The sequence below is a fragment of the bacterium genome, from assembly GCA_030649025.1.
GTDB lineage: Bacteria > Patescibacteriota > Minisyncoccia > JAUYLV01 > JAUYLV01 > JAUSGO01.
The window spans coordinates 1-22,225 of the sequence record JAUSGO010000020.1; the positions used below are offsets into that span (position 1 = coordinate 1).

Genomic DNA, 22,225 nt, shown 5'->3' on the forward strand with positions numbered 1-22,225 from the left:
CGTGGCAAGGATGGCGAGCCAAAGGAACACAATCTCAATAAGCGCACCGCCGGGACTGTGCAAGCCGAAAAAGATAATCGACCAAAGGGTATTTAAGACCAGCTGGCCGAGGAATATGCCGAGGGCGATTTTTATATCCCTGCGATCCGGTCCCTTCTTCCAAACAAGGAACGCCGCAATGCCCATAAGCGCAAACAATGTCGTCCAGACCGGTCCAAATACCCACGCCGGAGGATTCAGAGTCGGCTTCACTATTCCTGCGTACCAACCGGCAATAGATGGCGTGGTAAAGACCGAACCGATGATGCCGGCCATCTCGGAAACTACGACGGCAATGATGAGTTTGAATGTGTTGTTCATATACGACTCCATTTCAACGATGAGGGCAACCGGCCCAACAACACGGCCGGCGCATCCCACCTTTAAGCTTCGAGAGCGCCTTTTCGATACGGATGCTCCTCGTCTCCTCTTTTTTACCGGATGTAACCCAGCAAATCCACTCATTGCGCGCGAGCGGCGTAATATCTTCCCATATTTCTCGCGCCGTAGTGGCTGACATAAGGGCTTTATGGAGATCTTCCGGCATGTTATGCACCACGCCGCCGGCGAGCTCTTTTTGGGTCATAATTTTATGATAACAAAAAATGTTTTTTAAAAACGGGCTCGCAACTAATAAGTTCAGCGGATATTGCCGATGCTGTTTTTCACCGTATCGTGCTTGGTCTTCATGACATTGCTCACCAGTTGCATCGCCCGCGCGGCACCATACCTCCATGAGCCCGCCGCTTCCGACTCCGAACCGGTTCCCTGCATATTCCCGGCGTCGGCATTTTGCCGAATCGCAAGGGTCAGTTCACTCGCCGAAGTTCCCTTCTGCAACAGGAACGCATACCAGGGTAATGCCACTTTAACCCTGCCGAAGTCCCAATTCTCATTATCACCTCTGTCGATCGACACTTCCGCCCTATAGCGCGTCGGCATGATGCCAAAAAATTTTGCGGGCATGTTGTATGTGAACTTTATACTTTCATAGTTGAGGCTCAAGCTTTCGGCCGGCTGATCTTTCTCCATCATCACGCCTACGGCAAAATTCTGTAGATCCTGCTCGCTCTTAATCTCTGCCCATGCTTTTACCGTTGCCAAAAAATCCTGCTTTTGCTCGTCGGTAAGGCCGTTGATATCTCCCGCAGCCACGTGAACGCCTCCGGCCGGCCAACCGTTCGTGGGCCCGGCATTTTTTAACCGGTCATTAGCGCTTCCGGCAGTCTGGGCGTCGGGCGATTCTCCTTTTATCGTATCAATCTCCAAAAATACGGGAGTCAGTTTTTCCCCTTCTTCCACTTTCCAATTTATTTCCACATTACCTTTTTTCCCGCTATCGGGAGACTCGCCGGTAATGGCGCCGATCTCTGAAGGCGCCGGGCTGGCCTTTTCCCCTTCTTCCACTTTCCAATTTATTTCAACATTACCTTTTTTCTCCCCCTCTCCTATGCCGATATTTATATCCTCGGTGCCGCCGGCAGACGTGGTGACGGCCGGCTTGTTCACAAAATCAAGATCGGTCTGGTTGTTTTGAAAGATGTAGTCGTTTTTTTCCGCCACTGTTGCCTGTATTTTTTTTGCCACAGAACTCTCACCCGCCCTATCCGTAACAATCAACTCGAATACATACGTACCTGGCACGGACGGGACGACCGAAATTTTTGCACCGGAATCCAAAATAAACCGATAGGGCCCGGACACCTGCTTCCAGGCGAATGTTCCGACCATGCCATCATCCACGCTCTGGGTGCCATCCAGCACAAATACCTGTCCAACCACACCAGACCCGTATTCTGTAGTCGCGACAGCCTGCGCCTCTAATTCTAAAGCGGCGCCTGTTTGGGCCAAACCCGGGCCTGGATAATACATCAACAAGCATGCGACTAATATGCATATGGATCTTTGCATCATATAAAAGTTTTAGATGAATTAGTTAGGCTTATAAGGAACTCCTTTGCGGACGCTCTGGGCATCATTTTAATATAAATATCGTTATCAGACCATCATGGCCTTGCATCTGCCCAGGGCGACATTATTCCGAGGGCAAAAAAGAGTCCCGCCTCAAACCGGTGAAAACGGGGACAGTCACCATTAATTTCAAAAATTCACTCCGCAATTCTATACCGGGGCTGATGGATGTTGCCCACCATCTGCAATTTTCCGGCTTTCACAAGCTCGGCAAGATAGCGGGAGGCGGTGTTGTGCGAAATGTGCAGTCGCCGCTCAATATCGTCGTTACCTATTATCTTTTTAGCAACTACAAGCGCCATAATCTTCTCGAGCTTCTTTTGCTTCCGCAGATGCAGAACTGAATTCGCTTTTTTCAGCAACGTCGCCACGAAATTCTGCACCGGCGCAACGTGAGCAGGTGTGGGGCTTGAAGAGGCGTCGGAGGGCGCGGAAGATGCCTGCGAAGAGGTTTGAGTGGTCAAAACAGGTTCCGCCGGTTTTTCGGCAATGACTGCACCAATTCCACCATTTGGTGCAGTCGGCTCCACGGGCTGAGCGCTAATTTCGGGCATTTCCCCGCGAGAATACGCGGGACTTCCCCGGCCGTCCTTATCCGATAAAAAAGTTGATGGCGGGGTCGCCACCTGAATTTGCTCCGTTTGAGCCGTTGGGAGCGGCGTTTCGGTGGTCGTAACAGCTGCCACGGGTTCCTGTAAAACTACGGGGGTTGGCCCGCCCTCGGGGGCGAGGCTCGCCAAGGGCGGCCCGTCAGCTTGCTCGTCGGCCGTCACAGCCGGCTCCATTGGTGACTCATCGGGCTTTCCTTGTTCATTTTTCTTAACCTTTCCATCCATACATCTTAGCTAACGGGGAAGGTGTCTGATGCCGTTTTCACCGCCTTCTCCTCATCTGTGAGGTCTGTGGAAAACCTTGACTTCTTTTTGAAGATAGCTTATACTTGATTTGTCTTAAGGTTTTACTATTAAACCTTAAGGGTATTACATCCAAGGGCAGCCCTCCTCACGGAGGGCTGCTTTTATTGTGGAGTAGCACCCCTATACTTCAACTCCCTGCCCCAAATATCTTCTTCTAAATTGAGCACATCAAAATATCCATCTCCACCAGTTCGAAGTTCTTTTGATACATTGTTTTTTGAAGAAAAAATATATACCTTTTTGCCCGCATTTCTGACATATGTCACCAATGCCAAGAAGTCAGAATCGCCGGTGAACAAGACTGCGACATCATATTTATTCATATAATGCATAGCATCAATCGTCATTTCAACGTCCATATTTCCCTTTTCTTGTATCGAATCCCCCATCTCGCCATGGGTAACAATCCTTTTCAACTCTTTTTTGCGAACCGTGAATCCAAGCCCCTTTTTGAGATATGTTAAAAATTTGTGCTTACCATCAAGGCTATGTTCGCGAGTTCCTTCGGCGGGATAAGCCGTGTAATAGAAAATCTGAATTTCAGAAGCTTTAAACTCTCCTTTTAAATAAATCTTTAGTTTCTCATAGTCGAACATTCTCCCTTTTGCTTTTTGCGCTTGCCACAAATTTGACGCGTCAATAAAAATATAGAAGACGTTTTGCTTAGCTGTATTTTGCCGGTCGACTTTTTCCATACATTTATATAGATGAATCGAGGGCTGTTCTCATAAACCTATCACAACTTTCGACAAAAATCAAACTCCCCGATAGAGGGAGTTTTGAGAATTTATTAGAATTTTTTTTAAAAGATTTTACTTGTCAGGATGGCCGCCTTCAATAATTTTTATTTCACCCTTACAAACTCCAGTTTGTAAGTATGTGTTGGGAGGAGATGGCGGTATCTTGGGACACAAGTTATTCATCCTTACAAACTCCAGTTTGTAAGGATGTTGTTGGAGGAAGTGAAGGTGGTCTGTAGTATAAGTTTGTCATCCTTACAAACTCCAGTTTGTAAGGATGTGTTTATTGGGGAGGGGGTTGGGGTTGGTGTCTATGCTTTATATTCTACCCCCCCCTGCTCCTGCCCGGACAACGGATTTTTCTGATGGAAAACAAAAAAGCCCCGGGGAGGGAGATTAAGATGGCTGGCCACTCCGGTCGGGTCTAATGATTCCAGAAGCCGATCCATCTCAAGAACCACCCGGTGAACCAAAAGGTTGCCAAATGAAAAGGGTATGGCCATACCAAGCAATAGATGCCATCTCCAAAAATCCAGCTAAAGAAGAAGTGAAGCAGCGTATTTAATACGGCATACGTCAAACTTCCCACAAACACATTCAATCTCCAAGAAAAACCATTTGCTGATTTGCCCCCACCGACGATAACTTCGAAGACAATCCATGTCAGAGTTCCAAGGATTACCACAAGCCAACCCTTGAACCCCAGATTGGCGACTATATACCATAACGTGCCAGACCATCCTTTGGAGACGGACTTCGCCAGATCGCATAGATTTGGCAAAAGGGACCTACCTATTCCCGTGAGTCCCTCTATGGTTGTGCGTAATATGTCGGTTGATGTAGTCATTGCCAATCCACCATAAAATCACAAACCCCCGCCGTCAAGCGAGGTCACCTTGTTTGCTTGCGATGCTATTACGAATTTGTTTTTGTAAGTTTTCATTCAATGGGGTATCAAAAACCACAACTGCTACGATACGACGCCGCCGCGGACCATTCGTGATCTCAGACAAGTAGCACCCGCTTAACTTATCCACAATAAGTGCCGATTTCTGCTTGCGAAAAATTAGCGCGAGGATGTATAATGACATCAGATGTTTTAAATAAAACTTTCCTTGGCGGGAAAGTGGCCGAGAAGAAGTAGCACCCGGACAAGGACTACAAAACAGGCGGGTCGTTTCGTGGGGTTCGCCCCATGAAAACGCCAAGTCCCAAAAGGACTTTTGTGGGGTTTTTCTGCAAAGATAAACCCGCGAGACGCTCGGCCTGTGCGGTAGTCTTTTTGATTAGACGCGCACACTGGGCGCTCGGTTAATCCGGTAGCCATGGATACCTCGCTTGAACTATGACAACGTACAAGCGACCCAGAAAACGCGGGTGCATCCACTTCCGTACATTTTTCACAAAGAATGGAAAGAAGTATTACGCCTCCGATTACGGCCATAAGGCTTGGCCAATCGGTTAAAGCAAAAGCCAGCCAGAAAAGTGAAAAAAGAAAACCCCTGGAGTAATCCAGAGGTCATCTTCAGAGATGTTGGTGAGAGTTTACTTTAAGTAATTTTTCGACAATTGCCACGCTTAGACGTCTAAGGGTGGCTTTTGTTTTAGTCAATTTCAAGAAATAAAAAAAACCGTTAATAGGCCTGGAAAATTGAGAAATGTAGCACTTTGCCCATAAACAAGCCCTTAACCGTCTGCCTATATAATACCACGAAATTAGGCGGTACCCCAGGGGGTAATGTGGATAACACAAGGATATTACTACCCCAACCTAAAAAGTCAATGAAGGTTTAGACTTGAGGTCGCCAATTTATCAGGTATCAATCGCCTTCGTAAACCCTTTATTCCAGACCCTGCATTAACTCCGATTTCCATCCAATATACTTTCCTTCTCTTGTAACATCCAGAAACGATGCGTAGTCTGTGGGCGACAAAAAGTAAAAATGATATCGCCATTCTTCTCCTGCGGTCACAAGCTCCTGATTCAGTTGCGTAAAGTGCTCGCATGCATCGCGATACTTAGCCTTATTCTCCTGCGCAAGATCATCATCTTGCTTTATCTCTACAACGAGCACATCCTTAGTACCTTTTTTTACTAGAAAGAAATCGGGATTAAAACTGCTTCGTTTTACGTGCGTCGACCCAGCTGCTGTAGGCTTAAATGAATAAGGGATGCTATAGAATCCTTTATCTGGAGACTTAATAAAGCCTGCGAAGAATGTAACATCATTGAAAACGCTTTTTACAAACTCGATCTCTGGGCTACTCGTTACATATATTGCTGATTGCGAAGTTACAAACTCTTCCTCATTCTTCGGATAGAAGCGATCCATTATGTATTGCGTTTCTGGCAACACCAGAGCGGGCGTTATTTGTAAACGCATGGAGATGTACTTTTCGATAATCATTTTCTCCGTGCCCGATAAACTCTCTAGGAATTGTGGTGGATAAAAGAGTGTACCGGAGGTTTTCAACGCGTCCTCACTAAAGGATTGGCGAGACATTGAAGACGCCTCTATCTTTTTCGAAGCCCCCGCCATTAGCTTCATACGCGGCACCTCTTTTCCTAACTCGCGAAACATTGGGCCAAATGCCTGCTTGAAGGTGGCTAGATTTTCTGCACTAACATAGTCATATACGCGTCCAAGCCGATTTTTCAGTGTTTTCTTGATAAATTGGTCAATCTTTTTAATACTCCATTTTCTAGCAAGATTTCTATCTTTTTCTTTCAAGAACAACTTGATCTGCCGGGTAGCATCTTCAACTGATACATTCCCATCAACGGTTACGTCATATCTAATGATCCCCGCATGCAAGAAGGTTGTGGTCTGTCTTCGTGTTTCTGCTTGCGGATGCAATACTTGTATACTCGGCTCTTTTGCCGACTTCACCTTGCTTTCAATGCTATATTGCTCCTCTTCATACTCAAGATTAAAGAGCGGAAAAGCATACTTCGCTCGTCTCGGATCATAACCCCATGTAATACGATTTTCAATTTCAAGCACATCTCTATACAAGCCTCCTATTGCCGTAGTCCACTGCTCATGATTATTCACTACCACCTGCACTGGGGGCGTTAATCTCTTTGGGATGCGTAATCCACGCCCAAGCACTTGCGAGATAAGCAGTTTGGAATCAAATGCTCTGTTGCTATGCGGCACAATCTGAAACACATTTTTTACATCCCACCCCTCCGTGAGCATAGCCACCGACACGATATACTCCACCGGATTATCTTCATCATCCACTGACTTGAGCGCTTGCAGATATTTTTTACGAATTTTTTCGGCGCCAGAGTTGTCTGTGAGCTCTAACGCAACCACTGCGCGTTTTTTTTCCTGCGCACCCGATGGCAAGCCGGAAGTCACCCAAATCACCTTTTCTTTAGCCGCATCAAAAGAGATTCGCTCCTTCTCGGCAATATAATCCACCAACTTGCGCCACTCTTCAATACACTCAACGATTTTTGCGGTTATAACGATAGTAATCGGCTTTAGCACGCCGCTATACTTTTCTATTAATCGCACGTGGTTTGCATACGTCTCCTCGTATTGCGTCTCAGCTCCCTCAAGCGCTCGCTCCAGCACGTAATCGATCGTCTTAACTATCCCATCTTCCATCGCTTGCTTGAGCCCGTAACGGAAAATCACATCATGAAAGTAGCCATTCTGAATATATGGCGTCCCAGTTAGTCCGATATGATAAACGAAGTCGAAATCCTCATCCGTTAGAAAATCAAACCAGCGCTTTGTTCCTGCATCTTCTGGGCTAAATATATGATGCGCCTCATCGCTAATGACTAGCGTCCGTTTGCCCTTACCCGCAAAACTATCGCGAATAGATGATCCGGTCCGCTCATATACGGAGTGGATATTCTCAACGCAAATATCGCCAGATAATATGGGGTCGTTGGCGCTTTTAATTTCCGGCGGGGTGTGGGACGGGTCTAACTCCTGCAAGATCTGCGATACATTGGCATTGCCGGAAAGCTCACGAAACTTTTCCTTAAGTCCCTCTTCGATTGTCACCGACGGACAAAGCACCAGCACCTTATCCGCTAACCCCTCGGCGAGCATAATTTGTGCAATACCATAAATAACCCAGCTTTTGCCGGTACCAGTGGCCAGATCAATCGTTGCAGATTTTCGAGCATGCATTGGAAATTTTGCAAGATACGCATCAACGCTGTTATATTTTGCCTTCATTTTGACACTTCCCTCATAGTGCTCCCGTGCCAGCGTATCAATGGTCGGATACTTACCGGACACCAGAAAGCGTACGCCTTCGCGAATTGCCTCGCGCACATGTGCAAACTTCTCGGACGTAATCGCCTCTAAAAAAGCATCGTATTTATACACAATTGCCTCTGTTTCGGCGCTTGCATCTTGTGCTTTTAATACAAAATCGTTGTTCTTGTATTCCATGGTATTTAAGAAAAGTTGTCTTTTCGTTTGATCACCTTATACTCATTACCATACTTATCCATAAAAATAATCATCATAGCTTTTCCAGCAAACTCTTCTGCGGGAATACGAATTTCAGCCTTCGTACGCTTGGTGTTTACTATCTTGTCCGACCAATACACTTTATCAAGATCAAATACTTGCGTTTTTTCGTTGTAATCTACGTCTACCATCACCATTGAAAGTGTCTCAAAGTTTTCAAACTCTTCCGGATCATAGGTTAGCGTATTGGAGCGAAACTCGGTAATACCAATCACATACTCCTTCTTAGTCTTCTTATATTTCACCCTCGCAACCGGTTGCGAAATGAAGTCGAAACCAACGGCATCAATTACCTCGTTCACGTCCGCTTTGGTCATTGGTTGCTTCAAGGCTCCTGGTTGTTTTTTCTGAATCAAGGCAATGAGGATAGAAAGCGGTACTTTTAAGAATACATAAGTCGTATCTCCACGCTTGATCTCGTCTTGCATAAAACGCATCGCAACGATTGGCGCCACCACATAGAACTTATTGCCACCTCTGCCTCCAAGTACCTTGTGCAGGTCATCCACGTACCCCTCATCAATTTCCAGCTTCTTGTTTGCCGGATAATTCCATATAGAGGCTGAATGGGTGCTAATATATCCGTCTGCTTCAAATGCTTTTATCTTATGCGGGGCAAGACGCACATCGAACAACTGCGCCACAAACGGCCTGTATTGCTCCCAGTCCATCTTGAGGATTGCCTCGTTGTCGTACATTCCGGCGTAAAGGAGTTTAAAATACTTGGATTTAAGGGGCTTTAATTCTTCAGCTTTTTCTTTTAGTGCAACAAATGAGATCAGAAACTTTATCCTTCCCACCTTCACAACTTTTTGTCCTGCCGATTCGCTATCATCATCTTTCTTTTCATTGTGATTCACTTTTAGTTTCTTTACTTGAAACTTCTCTTCGGGACAAATAAGTGAAAAACATTCCTCGTCATGACCAGAAAGATATGTACCAATAAAATCGCCAAGCGAGGTAAGAAAATCATCATTAACAACCAGATCTCCTGCCCGCGCTTTCTCATAGATCATCAGTAGCGCACGTGAGGTTTTGCCGTGTTCCTCAAAATCTTCTACACGTTCGTAATCTCGTTTATCATCTTTTTGAAGCGTCCCAATGTGTTCAGTGAGATTAAGGAGTCGCTTTTGTGCAGTATAGATGGAAAGTTTACCACTATCCATTCCTATCCATCTTCGATCTAGCTTCTCGGAAACAGCGATAGCGGTACCACTTCCAACAAATGTATCGAGAACAATATCGCCGACATTTGAGGAGGCTTTTATTATTCTCTCGAGCAACCTTTCTGGTTTTTGAGTTGGGTAATCAATTCTTTCGTGTGCTGCCTGGTTTACAATGTCTATATTCCAATAATCAACCGCGAGAGTACCTCCTTTCCAGTAATGGCGAAATACTAATTCTGGATTAGTTTTTTCCCATTTTGGATTCACATCGCGCTGAGAACTAATTGGGCTATTAGCCAAACCCCGGCCCATTAACCTATAAAAACCTTTTTCATCTTCGTACCGATACTTTTTAAGAGAATTTGGATTAGAAGTCTGAAGCACATCCTTATAATTGAATATCCAATGATCTGATTTGGTGTAGAACAAAATCATGTCATGTTTACGATTCCACCGATTCTTTCCATTTATAGCCTCGCGATAACACCATGATATTTCATTCTGAAAATTATTCTCTAGGAATACCTCATCCATTATGGCCTTAATATAATGACCTTTTTTCCCATCAAGATGCACATAGATTGAACCGTCGGCTGCCAGAATCTCCCGCATAAGAATGAGGCGCTTGCGCAAAAACTCTATAAACTCCGCGCCGATCACTTTGTCGCGGTACGCTTTCTCGCGATCCTTCATAAAATCTTGTTTGGTCGCAAACGGCGGATCGATGTAGATGAGTTTAATCTTATTTTTCGTTCCAAGCTTGTTGTCCTTGCGCTGATCGTCGTAAATCGTCTTGAGTGCATAGAGATTGTCACCAAAGATAAGCATATTCGCCCACTTGTCGATAAATGCATTATCAGTATTAAACGCACGCATCTCTTGCAGGGGCGCTGCGGGTGTCTCGGCAATCACCCTTGCTTCCGGCGTCTTGCCCTTATAGACAAGCTTGTAGTCCTTGGTCGCTTCCACATAATCCACCTCGTCACTTTCAAATAACTTCGCCTGATACGAAGTTGGTAAATCTTTACCTTCTGTAAGAGTTTTGATTATTTTTTCCCTATCCTTGTCTAACAATTTCGTCATAGCTTTATTAGGAATGAAAAATCAAGCTTCTTAAGGGTAGCATTCGAAAAACCCGCCGTAAACGGATATTTGTCGAACCAAAACCCGCCTCTCCCTTGATACCACACACCTCCAACCTCAGACTCCTTCTTGCAACTACTTGCTTGTTTACAAAATAGAAACGGGGTTAGGAGCCATTTTCATCCGTCGGTTTAATTAGGCATATCCTCAAACTTGCACCGCTCGCCATTGGCCAGGCCCAAAGCCGTGAAGTGCACGAAGAACATCTTCCAGTCGAGACCCCCATCGGCGGAGCCCGCCGACTTGCCGCCGACATACTTCTCCCCATGATAGCTTTTCCCGTCATGTGTGATAACGAGATATCCATCTCCACCATAGCTGTTTCGGTAGGTCATGGAACTTTCGGTCCCTTCCCGCTTGAAGGTAGCCCAGTCCGGCTCATACACTGCGGAGCCCATGACGTTTTTCCCTTCCTTCGTTCCATACTGCGCAAACATCACGTTGAACGGAAAAACGCTCAACTCTGGCCGTCCGGCTATTTCCAGGTTGTGCGGAATAAATCCAAATAACACTCCCTTTTTTAAACTTTCTTCAAATGCCATAAAACATAAAACATAAAACCCCTTCCCACGCGGGAAAGAGGTGTGCTTATCGTGTCGATCCGCCTTCGCTTAAAAGCTACGGCGGGACAAGCCTTTATCTTTCCCCTCGACATACTCGGGGCTAGAAGCACCTTCTTGAAGGAGTCATCCTTCAAGGGTTGCCGGCAGGTTCCGCCTTCGCCGAATTGCTTCGGCGGACAGGCATCGGGCTAGATCCCTCGCTGCACTCTGGATAAATACGTATTCAATTGTAGTTTCAGCATATGCCCGGAGGATCCAAAAGTCAAAAGAAAACACTAAACCACCGATTGCTCGGTGGTTTAGTATCTGAATACGGCTCTCAGCCGGTATGCAATTTAGGAATAGTATCGTGAGTGGTTTCGACGCTCCTCGAGCGCGATAACCTATCACGAGTTGGCTGCCGGTCTGCGACTCGAACCGTCTCGGACGCTCAGGACCCGTCTTGGCTCAAATAGGCTACGCTAAATTTCTTTATCGGCCCAAAGCCGATTCTCGTGAAAAAACTATACGGGAAACCTGGGCGGGCCAGCATTTACTGTTGCTGCGCCAGCTTGGGAAGTATCGGTTGTACCAATTCCAAATGTGTCTGCCATATCCCTTCGCCCAGGAGCACAATTCTTTGCGCGTTCATGCTAAGCGCGCCCATGTTATCTCCCGTCTTATAATTACGAAGCTCATAGATCGACGCCTGCTCAATGTTTATATGCCAGATGGAACCCAATAATGCTCCAGCAAGCGCAATGTAAAGTTCCATCATCATCTTCGTGCCTTGCTCCTCGGGGCTCAGTGAAGCATATTTATTCCTTACTTCTTCAGAGATGCCAGGCACATAATAATACACAATATCAAACGTTGCGTTGGCTCCAAAAACCCTGTTATACGCATCGATCATTCCCTGCCAAAATGATCTGAATTGAGCCTGAACCGCTTCGGACCGGTCGGTAATAGAAAAAAAGCCGTATGAGTAGCAAACAAGCGCCAGGCAAACTTTGCCGAACCAGGTCTCGACTTCTTCCTTTGAAAGTATTTTTTTGAGCTTAAAATTTTCTGGAGTCAGAAAAAGCACCCCCCGCAGGGAATTCTCGGCCACATCAAAACACTTTTCCAGCAACATCCTCACGGAAGGGTTCTCGCTTGCAAGCCTACTTTTTAGGCGGCCGCACACATCCGAAACAACCGCCTTGTGCCCGACCTCTTCTTTGCTCTTCCATAAATCGCCGAAAATTCCCATATCTATGTATTCTAAAATAATTAATGATGCACAAATAACCGGTCTTATTTGGGTTATCTTTCAAGTATGTTTTTGCAATTGAGAACTGGTGTCCCCGCCGGGCTAGCCGGGGCAAGCAGGTACCTTTTTCCTTCGCTTCACTCCACCAAACTTTTTAAGCTTCCGGCCAAAGCTGTAAGACCAGAAGCTAAATCCCTAGGTGCGTTCATGCCGACTGCCCTCCAAAGCTGCGGGACTAGGGCTCGAACCTAGATTACATGATTCAGAGTCATGTGTCCTACCATTAGACGATCCCGCAGTTTTGGAGGCCAATTCTTTTTTGAGTTTACCACCCCAGGGAGTATATTTGAACTCCCATTCTTTTTTACGAGCCTCCGATAGTGTTTTAAAATATAGCGCGGTGACTAACTCAAGCGGTCTTCGCTGTTTTGTGCTTTTTACAAGTCCGCTATTGTGCCGCTTAATCCTATTTTCGAGGTCACCACTTGTTGCGCCCACATACAACTTACTATCTTTTAAACTTTTTAATATATAAAGATGTGGCATGAACGCACCGGGACCCCGGTCGCCTTTGCGACCTAGGGGCCGTTAGATGACCCCGCAAAGAAAAAATCTAGAAAAGTTTTTTAAGTTCTGCGTTTGTGATAACCGCCGTCTCGTACATGCGCTCTTTTAAGTCTCGGAGGGTAATATCATGAATTTCCTCGTTAGTTTTTTCGGGGATGTAGCTTGTCGCCCCGGAAGCATCGGTTATAATAAAAAGCTTAAAATTTCGATAGTGCGCGCCCTCGGCGGTTGCACGGATGCAGTTGTTTGTAAGCACGCCGCAAAGGATCAGCGTGTCAACGCCGAGACTCTGCAGGACATTTTCCATATCCGTTTTATAGAATGCATCATATTTATCTTTTTTAACGACAGCATCGCCCGCTCGTGGTTTAAGATCCTCGATAATCTCCCATCCTTTTGTGCTTATTATGCAGGCCCGCACGCCTTCCGGCTCACCGAATTCAGCGTTCGATTTGTCTGGTTCGATGCTGTGTTGGGTATAGACAACGGGAATGCCGTGACCCCGACAAAACTCAATGAGCGAGCGTATGCGCCCGATAAGCGCATTGTCGAGCATGCCGCACTGGTAGGGCGATACATCGCGGAGAAAATCGTATTGGCAATCAATGACCAAAAGTGCCGGCTTCATAGACTCCATTAAACAAAAATTCAGCGTAAAGCCGAATTATTTTCTCCCTAAGTGTAGCATTTTTTCGTTAAACCTTCAAGTATCTTCCGATGGCAATGCCGCTGGAAACCACGCAAAGCAGAATGGAAACGGCAAGCAATCCTCCGGCGAAAAACCAAATATGCTGGGTGTAATATGACAGCAGATGAAGTCCGGGAAGCACCCGGTCGAACGACGGAGAAAACTTCTGCAGGACGGGAATCCAAATTCCGAGCGTCAATGTGCTCGCAATGATGCCGCACAAGATGCCGCCTATCAAAAACGGGCCGCGAATGAACCAGTTGGACGCCCCCACGAGCCGCATGACGCCTATCTCTTCGCGCATGGCGTAAATGGCCATGCGAATCGTGTTGAACGCAACAAGAAGCGCGATGGCCGCAAGGATAGCCACAACAACCATTCCGCCTCTGCGCACGGCAGAGACGATGGATGCGAGTTTCTGGATGGCGTCGCGGTTCTGCGAGTAATTTACCTTATCGATGAGGGGCTTATAAACGTCCTTCTCCAGAAACTTCGCGATGGCATCAAACTGGTCGGCTTCATGTGCGCGAATGTTAAGCGACGCCTCCAGAGGATTTTCTCCAAGCTCATCAAGGCTTTCGATAATGACCGCATTTTCCTTGTGCTTCTCGCGAAATCTTTTAAGCGCCTCCTCGCGCGATACGTAATCCACCTCCTTCACTTCGGGAAGCAGTGCCAGCTGTTCCTTCATGCGCAAAATCCTCGATTCTTCTACCGTTGGGAACACATATACGCTGATATCCACTTTATCCTGCAATGTTCCAAGCAAATAATCTGCGCTCCGCACCAAAAGCGCCAGGCCCGAAAGGGTGAAAAGCATCAGCACCAATACGAAAATGGTGGCGAGCGACAGCCAGCCCGATCTGTAAAAACCCGCAAAACCAGATTTTATAACGCGGCTTAGTCCTATGAACATAAGTTATTTATCTGACAAGACGTATTTCCCCTTCTCCTCATCCCTTGTAATGCGGCCTTCTTCAAGCGTGATAACGCGGCGTCCCACGGCATTCACCACATCGTAGTCGTGCGTGGCCAAGAGCACTGTGGTGCCAAGCGAATTAATCTTGAGCAACAACTTAATAATATCCCATGCGTGGAATATGTCGAGGTTTCCCGTCGGCTCGTCGGCAATAAGAATTTCGGGGCGGTTCACAATGGCGCGGGCTATGGCGGCACGCTGTTTTTCTCCTCCCGAAAGTTCATGCGGGAAGCGCCTGGCTTTGTCTTTCATCTCCACCAGCTCCAAAACGCGAGGAACATCGCGTTCAATATCTTGAGAAATGCGTCCTGCCGCCTCCATGGCAAAGGCGGCGTTCTCATACACGGTTTTATTCTGCAGGAGGCGGTAGTCCTGGAAAATGGAACCTATTCTGCGGCGCAGTGCGGGCAGATGTCCCTTTCCCATCTCGCTCACCACAATCTCGTCAAGCAGTACCCGTCCCTTGCTGGGCCGCTCTTCGCCGATAAGGAGCTTAAGAATTGTTGATTTTCCCGCGCCGGATTTTCCAACGAAAGAAACGAACTCATGCGAATGTATCTCAAACGAGACGTCAGAAAGCGCCTTTACTTTTTTACCATATGTTTTTGTGACGCGATCGAAAATGATCATACGCAATGGGGAATTCCTAATGTCCAATATCCAATTTCAAATAGGCGAAGCCTGGATTGGACATTGGGAGTTAGATATTAGACATTATTTTTGAGCTGGCGAAGTTCCGCATTAATGAATATATCCAAATCTCCATCCAAAACTTTTTCGGGATTTGAAACCTCAACGCCCGTGCGCAGATCCTTTACCATTTTATACGGATGGAGCACATAAGAACGTATCTGCCTGCCCCACTCGGCCTTTACGTTCTCGCCGTGGGCTTTGGCCGCTTCCTGTTCTTGCTGCGCAAACAGGTGCGCGGCAAGTTTTGCTTTTAACAATCGCATCGCGTGTTCTCTGTTCTGCGCCTGACTGCGTTCGGTCTGGCATGCAACGAAAATTCCGGTGGGCTTGTGATGAATTCTCACGGCAGTCTCGCGCTTGTTGACGTTCTGTCCTCCCGGTCCGGAAGAACGGTATAGATCTACTTCGATGTCTTCCGGTTTTATTTCAATACCTTGGGCATCTTCGATGATGGGCCATATGTCCACGGCCGCAAAAGATGTTTGGCGAAGTCCCTGCGCATTAAAAGGGGATATGCGCACCAGCCGATGCACGCCCTTTTCGCCCTTCAAATATCCGTACGCATACGGGCCCCGGACCTCGAATTCAACGTTTTTAAGACACTGTTCTTCACCGAATGATTCGCTTAAAACCTGAACGGCGTATCCTTTGTCCGCAAGATACCGCTCATACATGCGCCGCAGCATCGCGGTCCAGTCTTCTGCGTCCTTGCCGCCCACGCCCGCCGAGAGCGACAAAATGACATTATGTGTATCATATGGACCGGAAAGGAATACCGCAAATTCCGCCTTTTCAAATCCCTTTTCAAGAAGCACGTACTCTTTTTCAAAATCCGGCAGCATTCCCTCGTCGCCCGGCTCGTTCTCGGCTGCCTTTATAAGTTCCAGAAGATCGTATGAACGCTTTTCCAGTTCCTGCCAAACGACTATCTCTTCGCGAAATTGCGAGAGCTTCTGACCAACCTCTTTCGCGCGGCTCCGGTCGATCCAAAAATCTGGCTTAACGCTCTCTTCCTCAAGTTTTTTAAGTTCCTGTTTGCGCTTCCCTAACTCAAAGACGGTCCTCGGTGCGGAGGATCTGGTCGAGCAGTCTTTCCAATTTTTCTCTTAATTCCCGCATCGCGAGGGGTTACGACATATATTATGAATACATCGTATCAAATTTTTAGCAAAAAGTGAAGCTCTGCCAATCAGAAAACCGCCCGGAGGCGGTTTTCTGATTCAGTGATCGGTAATGCATTAGAGATCAAGATCTCCTATGTCGCTTGAAGAGGACGTCTCGTTGCGCGGCCTATCCTCAAATCGACGGGCATGCGTGGAGCCGGGCGGTTCTTCAATTTTGAAATTGATGCGAGCCCGATTTTTTGCTCCAACCACACGAAGCAGGGTGCGGAGCGCTTTTGCCGTTGCTCCTTCCTTGCCGATGATCTTCCCCATGTCCGCGGGGTTTACTTTGAGAGTCAGTAATACTCCCATTTCATCCACCTGACGAACCGTTTTCACATCATCCGGATAATCGGAGATGGCTTTGACCACAAATTCGATGAATTCTTGATCAAAAGGAAGTTCTTCTTTCTTTGCCATAACATAAGGACTTTTGCCTTTGGCGCATTTCTTCGTTGCGCGCTCCGGTGCTCAACGCCGTACGTGTCAGTACGTCTTATTCCGCTCCTCGCGCGCGCCTCGAACTGCATCCAAATGCATAAAGTCCAAGCTAGCAGTATTTTACAAACATTTCAATCGACCTTTTATTTATACATATAAATCATTATATCATGCGTACAGAGAAAATGTCAACCCCCACCCTAATTGTCTGCATGTGACATATCCATGCGTTCGACATGAGGCTTGGTTTTTGTTGAATACTTTGCTTATCGAAAACGTAACTTGCGACGCTTCGCGTCGTCAGCAGACAATTAGTGTGGGGGTCAAGAAGCGGCTTCTTCTTTCGCCACCGGAACCACTCCTGCGGGCGCTTGTGCCGTGGCCGTTTCCGCAGCTTTTTTAGCAGATTTTTTCGGTTTCCACGCCTGTACTTTTGGACCCGAAATGATGCCTTGAGAAACGAGCATATTATGTACCGTGGGAGACGCTTTTACGCCCTTCCCCACCCAGTATAAAATACGCTCCTTTTTAAGGCTCGTTTCTTTTGAGCGCGGGTTGTAAGAACCCAAAAGCTCTTTATATTCGCCCTTTACTTTCCGGGAATGCTCAATGAGCACTATGCGGAAATGGGGTTGGTTCCTTTTGCCGGTGCGTTGGAAGCGGATTGTGAGCATGGAAAGGATTGTATCGCACGTCCGGAAAATCGTCAATGCGACGCCAAGACATCAAAAAAGAGGCGCGAGCCTCTACGAATTTAAGGAACATGTATCCTAAGCCGTTTGAAATATTCAAGGGCGGACAACGTCCTTTCTTTGGCGAACCGAGTTTGCATCAGTGCCGAGAAAATACAGGCATTGCAAATGACAAACAGCGCGACTCCTGTGAGCTTGAACCAGGCGATCTCATACGTGTCATACAGCAGCCACGAAGCGCACATTAAAACCCACGCCATTGTTCCCCCCACCGCGGCAAACTGCGCCGTTGATCTTGCGTAGTAAAGTGACAGCGCGTTGAATATGATGGAGATCGCGCCAAACAGCGTCGTTGCGAATATCCAATGCATCATCCAGCTTACGTCCATGTAAAGCCATGCGAATCCGCCGAGTATTTCAAAAAGCACGATGCGATATTTCCGTTCTTTTGCATCCATTTCCCACCTCTCAAAAAACGAAATTCTATTTTACCATTGATGGGTTTTATGTCAAGAGCTATGGGGCTTGAAAAAACTCCGCGAATTTTCATCCGCGGAGCGTTTTTAGAAACTTTCCGAAAAAATATTTTCGAGCGAGTCGTGCGCCCAACACATCTGCATTCACTTCGTTCCCTCTTTTGCGATGGAACGAATGGCACTCACCCAATCCATGATTTCGTCAACATCCGGAGTTACGCCGAATGCCCGGCATTCCACCGTTCCATGCGCGCTGATACGGACGAGATTCCAGCAGTTTCGCGGGTTCTTTGCAAATCCCTTTTTCTTGGCGACCTCAAAAAAGTGCTCCGCGCTTTCATAGACCGGGACCTTCCAGTCGGGTGCCATGGTCCTATAGAGTTTCAGGCGCTCACCCCTCGAATGGTCTCCAAGAGCTGCAAGATATCCCGATGCACGCCCAAGAACATTGTGGACGCGGATAGCTTCTTCCATGTTTGCAACGCCGATGTGGATGTGGGTTCCCGTAACTCTGCAGGCAGCCGAAAGACGAGCGCGAGAAATGTGCTTGACTATCTCCAAATACCTTGGATCGGGATACACATCAAGCCTCATGGTGCGGGGGCCTACTTCTTTAAAAGATAGGTACAGTTCCAGTTTCCGCGCAGCCTTTCCGCCCCAATAATCATTTTGTAAAAGATTTTGCCTTATCCAGAACGGGTCTTGCCGGGGAATCGTACGGTCTTCAACCTGGCAGGCGGAAAGTTCATAGGTCCACGCCGAGTCACCCATATTCTCAAGGAATTGCTTGGCTTCAGGAACAATGACCCCATTTTTTCTTGTCAGAAACCGCTCTCGCTCAATACCGACATACCCGCACAGATCCGGTCTGAATTTGAACCTCTCCAAAAACCTTTTAAGTTCTCGAGAACCCATATGCGCCTCCCCCGTATGATTTTTAAAGGACAAGAGCGTTAAAAATCCTTTCAAGTAAGTTTCCCTCACTCACACTATACGTTCTATGAAATTTTTCAATATCTTCCTGCCCACCCCGCTCGTATCCTTAAGAGCGTTCACCAGCATACGGAAATTTTTCTCGGTCGCCAGGCTTTCATAAAGAAGCGCTTCCTTCTGCATGCGCGCGCTGGCACGCGCTCCCCAAAGATCTCTTTCCGGGTGGAACTCAACCAAATAAATTCGCTCCCCGATCGCCAATGCTTCTATGCGGGCATACGCCGAGAAAGCAAGCACCTTCCATTCCGGTTTTATCGAGTCGACGATGCATCGATGATTGCACTGGGTTGTAAACGTATTGCCAATTCCCTCAAACAACGTGCTTTTTATGCCTTCTCTTGTGAGTTGAATGTTAGCGTTACCGAAGTGCCTCCCTTTTTTATTATTTACCACCGTGCCGCCCAGCGCCCGCACCGTAAATTGCATACCGCCACAAATACCAAAAATCGGCACGCGTTTTTTCGCGGCCCTGCGGATGAACGCATACGCCTTTTTCATCCAAGTCTTTTCTTTTCCCTTCACCGGATCCTCCGTAGAGCCGCCGATGATAATAGCGCGATATCCTGACGGATCCGGGAATGTTTTTTTCGAAGCATCAACGGCCGCAAAGGCATTTTCCGCAATGCCGCATACGCGTCGGATCCTATCGGCATATGTCGCACCCCGATATACATACTTTTCAATCCTCTTCCTTTTCTTGACGTCATCGGTAAGAATATCGAGGAAAAGAATTTTTCTTTTTTTGCTCATGCCGAAGGAGATTCCGAAGGGGATTTTGCGGCAGGTTCTGCGGCGGCCTCCGCGGCCGGTTCCGGGCGGACCCATGTTGCATAGTCGCACTCGGGATAGCGCGAGCAGCCGTAAAAGATGCGGCGGGCCTTTGTGCGGCGGGTCACCACATCGCCCTCAAAACATTTGGGGCATTTCATCCCGATAGAATAATTTTTCTTCTTAATGTAGTTGCACTCGGGATAGCGCGAACAGCCGAAAAATGGTCCGAACCTTCCTTGTCGTCTGACAAGGCCCGCTCCGCATTTCTCGCATTTCTCGTCGGCGTCGCCGCCCCCGGCGCCTTCTTGTCCGGTACTTACCCCGAAATTAACGGGTTCGCTGCCAGGAATGGGTTTTGCGTTCTTGCAGTCCGGGAAACCCGAGCAGGCCATAAAGCGCCCGAATCTCCCCATGCGGATGATCATGGGCTTTCCGCATTTTTCACATACCTCATTCGTTTGTTCAACCATTTTTGTTATCGTTTCCTGCTTCTCGCCAAGAAGCTTGGCAAACGGCGTATAGAATTCACGAATAACGTCCTGCCATCGCTCCGTACCCGCGGCTACTTTATCCAAATTCTCTTCCATCTTCGCGGTGAACTGTACGTCAATGGTAAGCGGAAAATGTTCGGCAAGCAAATCATTCACCGCGCATCCTACTTCGGTGGGGAGGAATGACCGCTTCTCATCCTTCTGCACATAGCCGCGGTCCTGAATGACCGAAATAGTAGGTGCATAGGTGGAAGGGCGGCCGATACCGTATTCTTCGAGGGTCTTGATGAGGCTTGATTCGTTGAACCGCGCAGGCGGCTCCGTAAAATGCTGTAGCAAAGAGAGCTTCAGGAGCGAAAGCATATCATTTTTTGCAAGCATCGGGAGGGTAACGTCTTTTGTTTTTACGGCATATACCCTCTGATATCCGTCAAACTGCTTCACGAGCCCCCGGGCATTGAACGTGTAGGCGCCGGCAGATATCAGTATGTCCGTTTCCAGAAACCGGGCAGGCGGCATTTGCGAAGCGACAAATCTGCGCCAGATAAGATCGTACAGCTTCCACGCTCGCGGTTCCAAGTACTGCTTGATGGAATCTGGAGTGCGTGCGGCGTCGGTCGGACGGATAGCTTCATGCGCTTCCTGCGCCAGACGCGATTTGGTCTTATATTTCCTCGGAGCTCCTTCAATATACGGCTTTCCGAACGCATTCTCTATATAAGTAAGCGCGCCCTGCAGACTTTCCTCCGAAAGGTTCACCGAATCGGTACGCATGTACGTGATAAGGCCCACGCTTCCTCCTTCGCCAACGTCCATGCCTTCGTAGAGCATTTGTGCCAAGCGCATCGTTTGTTTGGAAGAAAACCCAAAGCGCCTTCCGGCGGTCTGCTGCAGGGTGCTGGTTGTGAATGGCGGAAATGGATTGCGCCTCACTTCTTTTTGCGCAACTTCCTCAACGACCCAGGCAGTTTTCTGAAGCGCCGTCTTAATGCTTTCGGCTTCTTTTTGCTCCTTAACGTCGAATTTGTCCAGAGTTTTGCCATCCTTTTTTATCAGACGCGCGGCAAAGACGTCCGCGGGAAGCTTATCTTTGTCTTCAAGCGCCTCGGTCTCGGCCGTCACGCCATCCTTTCCCAGCATTGCTTCAACCGTCCAGTATTCTTCCGGCTTGAATGCCTGCCGCTCCCGTTCCCGATCCACGATAAGACGTAGCGCAACGGATTGTACGCGCCCGGCCGAGAGTCCTTTCGAGATCTTCTTCCATAACAAAGGAGAAAGCTTATATCCCACAAGACGATCAAGAACCCTGCGCGCCTGCTGGGCATCTACCAGCTTTTGGTCTATCGCGCGCGGATTTTCCAGGGCCTTGGCGATAGCCGATTTGGTTATTTCATCGAAAGTGATGCGCTGTATTTCTGGAGTTTTGGATTTGGATGGCTTCGCATCTTCTTCGGACTCCACCTTGCGGTGTTTTTTTTCTTTCAGGCCGAGCGCCTGCGCCAAGTGCCATGCGATCGCCTCTCCCTCGCGGTCCTCGTCGGTTGCCAGTATCACGCGTTCGGACTTGGCTGCATCTTTTTTGAGAAGCGAGACGACCGATTTTGCTTTAAGCGGGATGACATATTTCGGTTCAAAGTTATTTTCCACGTCAATACCAAGCTGCCGCTTGGGAAGATCGCGGATATGTCCGAAGGATGACTTCACCACAAAGCCCGCGCCAACGAATCGCGATATCGTTTTGGCTTTTGTCGGCGATTCAACAATAATGAGCGTGTTTTTCTTTTTGGGCATGCGTGTTGGATCTATAGAGCAAAAGAAGGGCCTAGCGACAACAATGTTCCCATTCTCTCACACAAAGGCCGTAGCGTCAAAAGATGGGTTAGGGGTAGAGAAAAACAATACCTCGCACCAATTCCGTCGGCAAACCGTGGTATACAAAAGTCATTTTCACGGTGACGCCTGGCGGCTTCCAGCTGTGCCATACAGAGTCCTATTG

Annotated in this window: 19 protein-coding genes, 1 tRNA gene and 2 pseudogenes; all 22 read right to left on the reverse strand. The window is 47.6% G+C overall.

Annotated elements, in window-relative coordinates; genetic code table 11:
- Positions 1-360 (reverse strand): TspO/MBR family protein (locus Q7S09_02565; GenBank protein ID MDO8558050.1); only part of this gene is annotated, 360 nt, incomplete at its 3' end.
- Positions 361-373: 13 nt separating this feature from the next.
- A complete protein-coding gene (locus Q7S09_02570) occupies positions 374-625 on the reverse strand; it encodes a YdeI/OmpD-associated family protein (GenBank protein MDO8558051.1) in 252 nt (83 codons plus the stop codon).
- Positions 626-678: 53 nt separating this feature from the next.
- Positions 679-1,890: a hypothetical protein gene (locus tag Q7S09_02575; GenBank protein ID MDO8558052.1), complete on the reverse strand. Its 1,212-nt coding sequence runs from the start codon at positions 1,888-1,890 to the stop codon at positions 679-681.
- A gap of 257 nt (positions 1,891-2,147) precedes the next feature.
- Positions 2,148-2,846: a hypothetical protein gene (locus Q7S09_02580; protein MDO8558053.1), complete on the reverse strand. Its 699-nt coding sequence runs from the start codon at positions 2,844-2,846 to the stop codon at positions 2,148-2,150.
- Positions 2,847-3,028: 182 nt separating this feature from the next.
- A complete protein-coding gene (locus Q7S09_02585; protein MDO8558054.1) occupies positions 3,029-3,622 on the reverse strand; it encodes an NYN domain-containing protein in 594 nt (197 codons plus the stop codon).
- 469 nt (positions 3,623-4,091) lie between these two features.
- Positions 4,092-4,514 carry a hypothetical protein gene (locus tag Q7S09_02590; protein MDO8558055.1) on the reverse strand — a complete coding sequence of 141 codons (423 nt, stop codon included), beginning with the start codon at positions 4,512-4,514 and terminating at the stop codon, positions 4,092-4,094.
- Between the two features lie 994 nt (positions 4,515-5,508).
- Complete coding sequence (locus tag Q7S09_02595) at positions 5,509-8,091, reverse strand: DEAD/DEAH box helicase family protein (GenBank protein MDO8558056.1); 2,583 nt, start codon at positions 8,089-8,091, stop codon at positions 5,509-5,511.
- A 5-nt stretch (positions 8,092-8,096) separates the two neighbouring features.
- The gene (locus Q7S09_02600) at positions 8,097-10,421 is read right to left on the reverse strand and encodes a site-specific DNA-methyltransferase (GenBank protein MDO8558057.1); all 2,325 of its coding nucleotides are present in this window, start codon (positions 10,419-10,421) and stop codon (positions 8,097-8,099) included.
- Between the two features lie 191 nt (positions 10,422-10,612).
- Positions 10,613-11,023, reverse strand: a complete 411-nt coding sequence (locus Q7S09_02605; protein MDO8558058.1) for a hypothetical protein — start codon at positions 11,021-11,023, stop codon at positions 10,613-10,615.
- A 553-nt stretch (positions 11,024-11,576) separates the two neighbouring features.
- Complete coding sequence (locus Q7S09_02610) at positions 11,577-12,275, reverse strand: hypothetical protein (protein ID MDO8558059.1); 699 nt, start codon at positions 12,273-12,275, stop codon at positions 11,577-11,579.
- Positions 12,276-12,502: 227 nt separating this feature from the next.
- A tRNA-Gln gene (locus Q7S09_02615) sits at positions 12,503-12,573 on the reverse strand.
- A gap of 59 nt (positions 12,574-12,632) precedes the next feature.
- A pseudogene (locus Q7S09_02620) lies at positions 12,633-12,821 on the reverse strand (GIY-YIG nuclease family protein).
- A 67-nt stretch (positions 12,822-12,888) separates the two neighbouring features.
- A complete protein-coding gene (locus Q7S09_02625; protein ID MDO8558060.1) occupies positions 12,889-13,470 on the reverse strand; it encodes an isochorismatase family cysteine hydrolase in 582 nt (193 codons plus the stop codon).
- Positions 13,471-13,537: 67 nt separating this feature from the next.
- Positions 13,538-14,446 carry a permease-like cell division protein FtsX gene (locus Q7S09_02630; GenBank protein MDO8558061.1) on the reverse strand — a complete coding sequence of 303 codons (909 nt, stop codon included), beginning with the start codon at positions 14,444-14,446 and terminating at the stop codon, positions 13,538-13,540.
- A gap of 3 nt (positions 14,447-14,449) precedes the next feature.
- On the reverse strand, positions 14,450-15,139 hold the full coding sequence (locus tag Q7S09_02635; GenBank protein ID MDO8558062.1) for an ATP-binding cassette domain-containing protein: 690 nt from the start codon (positions 15,137-15,139) through the stop codon (positions 14,450-14,452).
- Between the two features lie 77 nt (positions 15,140-15,216).
- A pseudogene (prfB, locus tag Q7S09_02640) lies at positions 15,217-16,321 on the reverse strand (peptide chain release factor 2).
- Between the two features lie 119 nt (positions 16,322-16,440).
- Entirely contained in the window at positions 16,441-16,785 is a 345-nt protein-coding gene (locus Q7S09_02645; protein ID MDO8558063.1) for a KH domain-containing protein, read from the reverse strand.
- A gap of 344 nt (positions 16,786-17,129) precedes the next feature.
- Entirely contained in the window at positions 17,130-17,480 is a 351-nt protein-coding gene (gene rpsP, locus Q7S09_02650; protein MDO8558064.1) for a 30S ribosomal protein S16, read from the reverse strand.
- A gap of 80 nt (positions 17,481-17,560) precedes the next feature.
- Complete coding sequence (locus Q7S09_02655) at positions 17,561-17,956, reverse strand: hypothetical protein (GenBank protein ID MDO8558065.1); 396 nt, start codon at positions 17,954-17,956, stop codon at positions 17,561-17,563.
- Between the two features lie 162 nt (positions 17,957-18,118).
- A complete protein-coding gene (locus tag Q7S09_02660) occupies positions 18,119-18,889 on the reverse strand; it encodes a hypothetical protein (protein MDO8558066.1) in 771 nt (256 codons plus the stop codon).
- A gap of 69 nt (positions 18,890-18,958) precedes the next feature.
- On the reverse strand, positions 18,959-19,717 hold the full coding sequence (locus Q7S09_02665; protein ID MDO8558067.1) for a type 1 glutamine amidotransferase: 759 nt from the start codon (positions 19,715-19,717) through the stop codon (positions 18,959-18,961).
- Positions 19,714-22,020, reverse strand: coding sequence for a type I DNA topoisomerase (topA, locus tag Q7S09_02670; GenBank protein ID MDO8558068.1), 2,307 nt, complete (start codon positions 22,018-22,020; stop codon positions 19,714-19,716). Before topA ends, Q7S09_02665 begins: the two co-directional genes overlap by 4 nt.
- Positions 22,021-22,225: the final 205 nt, after the last annotated feature.

Bases quoted from the DNA above. Each gene is read 5' to 3' on its own strand.
- Q7S09_02625 (MDO8558060.1), bottom strand. From the start codon at position 13,470: ATGAAGCCGGCACTTTTGGTCATTGATTGCCAATACGATTTTCTCCGC.
- Q7S09_02605 (MDO8558058.1), bottom strand. From the start codon at position 11,023: ATGGCATTTGAAGAAAGTTTAAAAAAGGGAGTGTTATTTGGATTTATT.
- rpsP (MDO8558064.1), bottom strand. From the start codon at position 17,480: ATGCTCACAATCCGCTTCCAACGCACCGGCAAAAGGAACCAACCCCAT.
- Q7S09_02635 (MDO8558062.1), bottom strand. From the start codon at position 15,139: ATGATCATTTTCGATCGCGTCACAAAAACATATGGTAAAAAAGTAAAG.
- Q7S09_02585 (MDO8558054.1), bottom strand. From the start codon at position 3,622: ATGGAAAAAGTCGACCGGCAAAATACAGCTAAGCAAAACGTCTTCTAT.
- Q7S09_02590 (MDO8558055.1), bottom strand. From the start codon at position 4,514: ATGACTACATCAACCGACATATTACGCACAACCATAGAGGGACTCACG.
- topA (MDO8558068.1), bottom strand. From the start codon at position 22,020: ATGCCCAAAAAGAAAAACACGCTCATTATTGTTGAATCGCCGACAAAA.
- Q7S09_02610 (MDO8558059.1), bottom strand. From the start codon at position 12,275: ATGGGAATTTTCGGCGATTTATGGAAGAGCAAAGAAGAGGTCGGGCAC.
- Q7S09_02580 (MDO8558053.1), bottom strand. From the start codon at position 2,846: ATGGATGGAAAGGTTAAGAAAAATGAACAAGGAAAGCCCGATGAGTCA.
- Q7S09_02665 (MDO8558067.1), bottom strand. From the start codon at position 19,717: ATGAGCAAAAAAAGAAAAATTCTTTTCCTCGATATTCTTACCGATGAC.
- Q7S09_02645 (MDO8558063.1), bottom strand. From the start codon at position 16,785: ATGGCAAAGAAAGAAGAACTTCCTTTTGATCAAGAATTCATCGAATTT.
- Q7S09_02600 (MDO8558057.1), bottom strand. From the start codon at position 10,421: ATGACGAAATTGTTAGACAAGGATAGGGAAAAAATAATCAAAACTCTT.
- Q7S09_02570 (MDO8558051.1), bottom strand. From the start codon at position 625: ATGACCCAAAAAGAGCTCGCCGGCGGCGTGGTGCATAACATGCCGGAA.
- Q7S09_02630 (MDO8558061.1), bottom strand. From the start codon at position 14,446: ATGTTCATAGGACTAAGCCGCGTTATAAAATCTGGTTTTGCGGGTTTT.
- Q7S09_02660 (MDO8558066.1), bottom strand. From the start codon at position 18,889: ATGGGTTCTCGAGAACTTAAAAGGTTTTTGGAGAGGTTCAAATTCAGA.
- Q7S09_02595 (MDO8558056.1), bottom strand. From the start codon at position 8,091: ATGGAATACAAGAACAACGATTTTGTATTAAAAGCACAAGATGCAAGC.
- Q7S09_02655 (MDO8558065.1), bottom strand. From the start codon at position 17,956: ATGGATGCAAAAGAACGGAAATATCGCATCGTGCTTTTTGAAATACTC.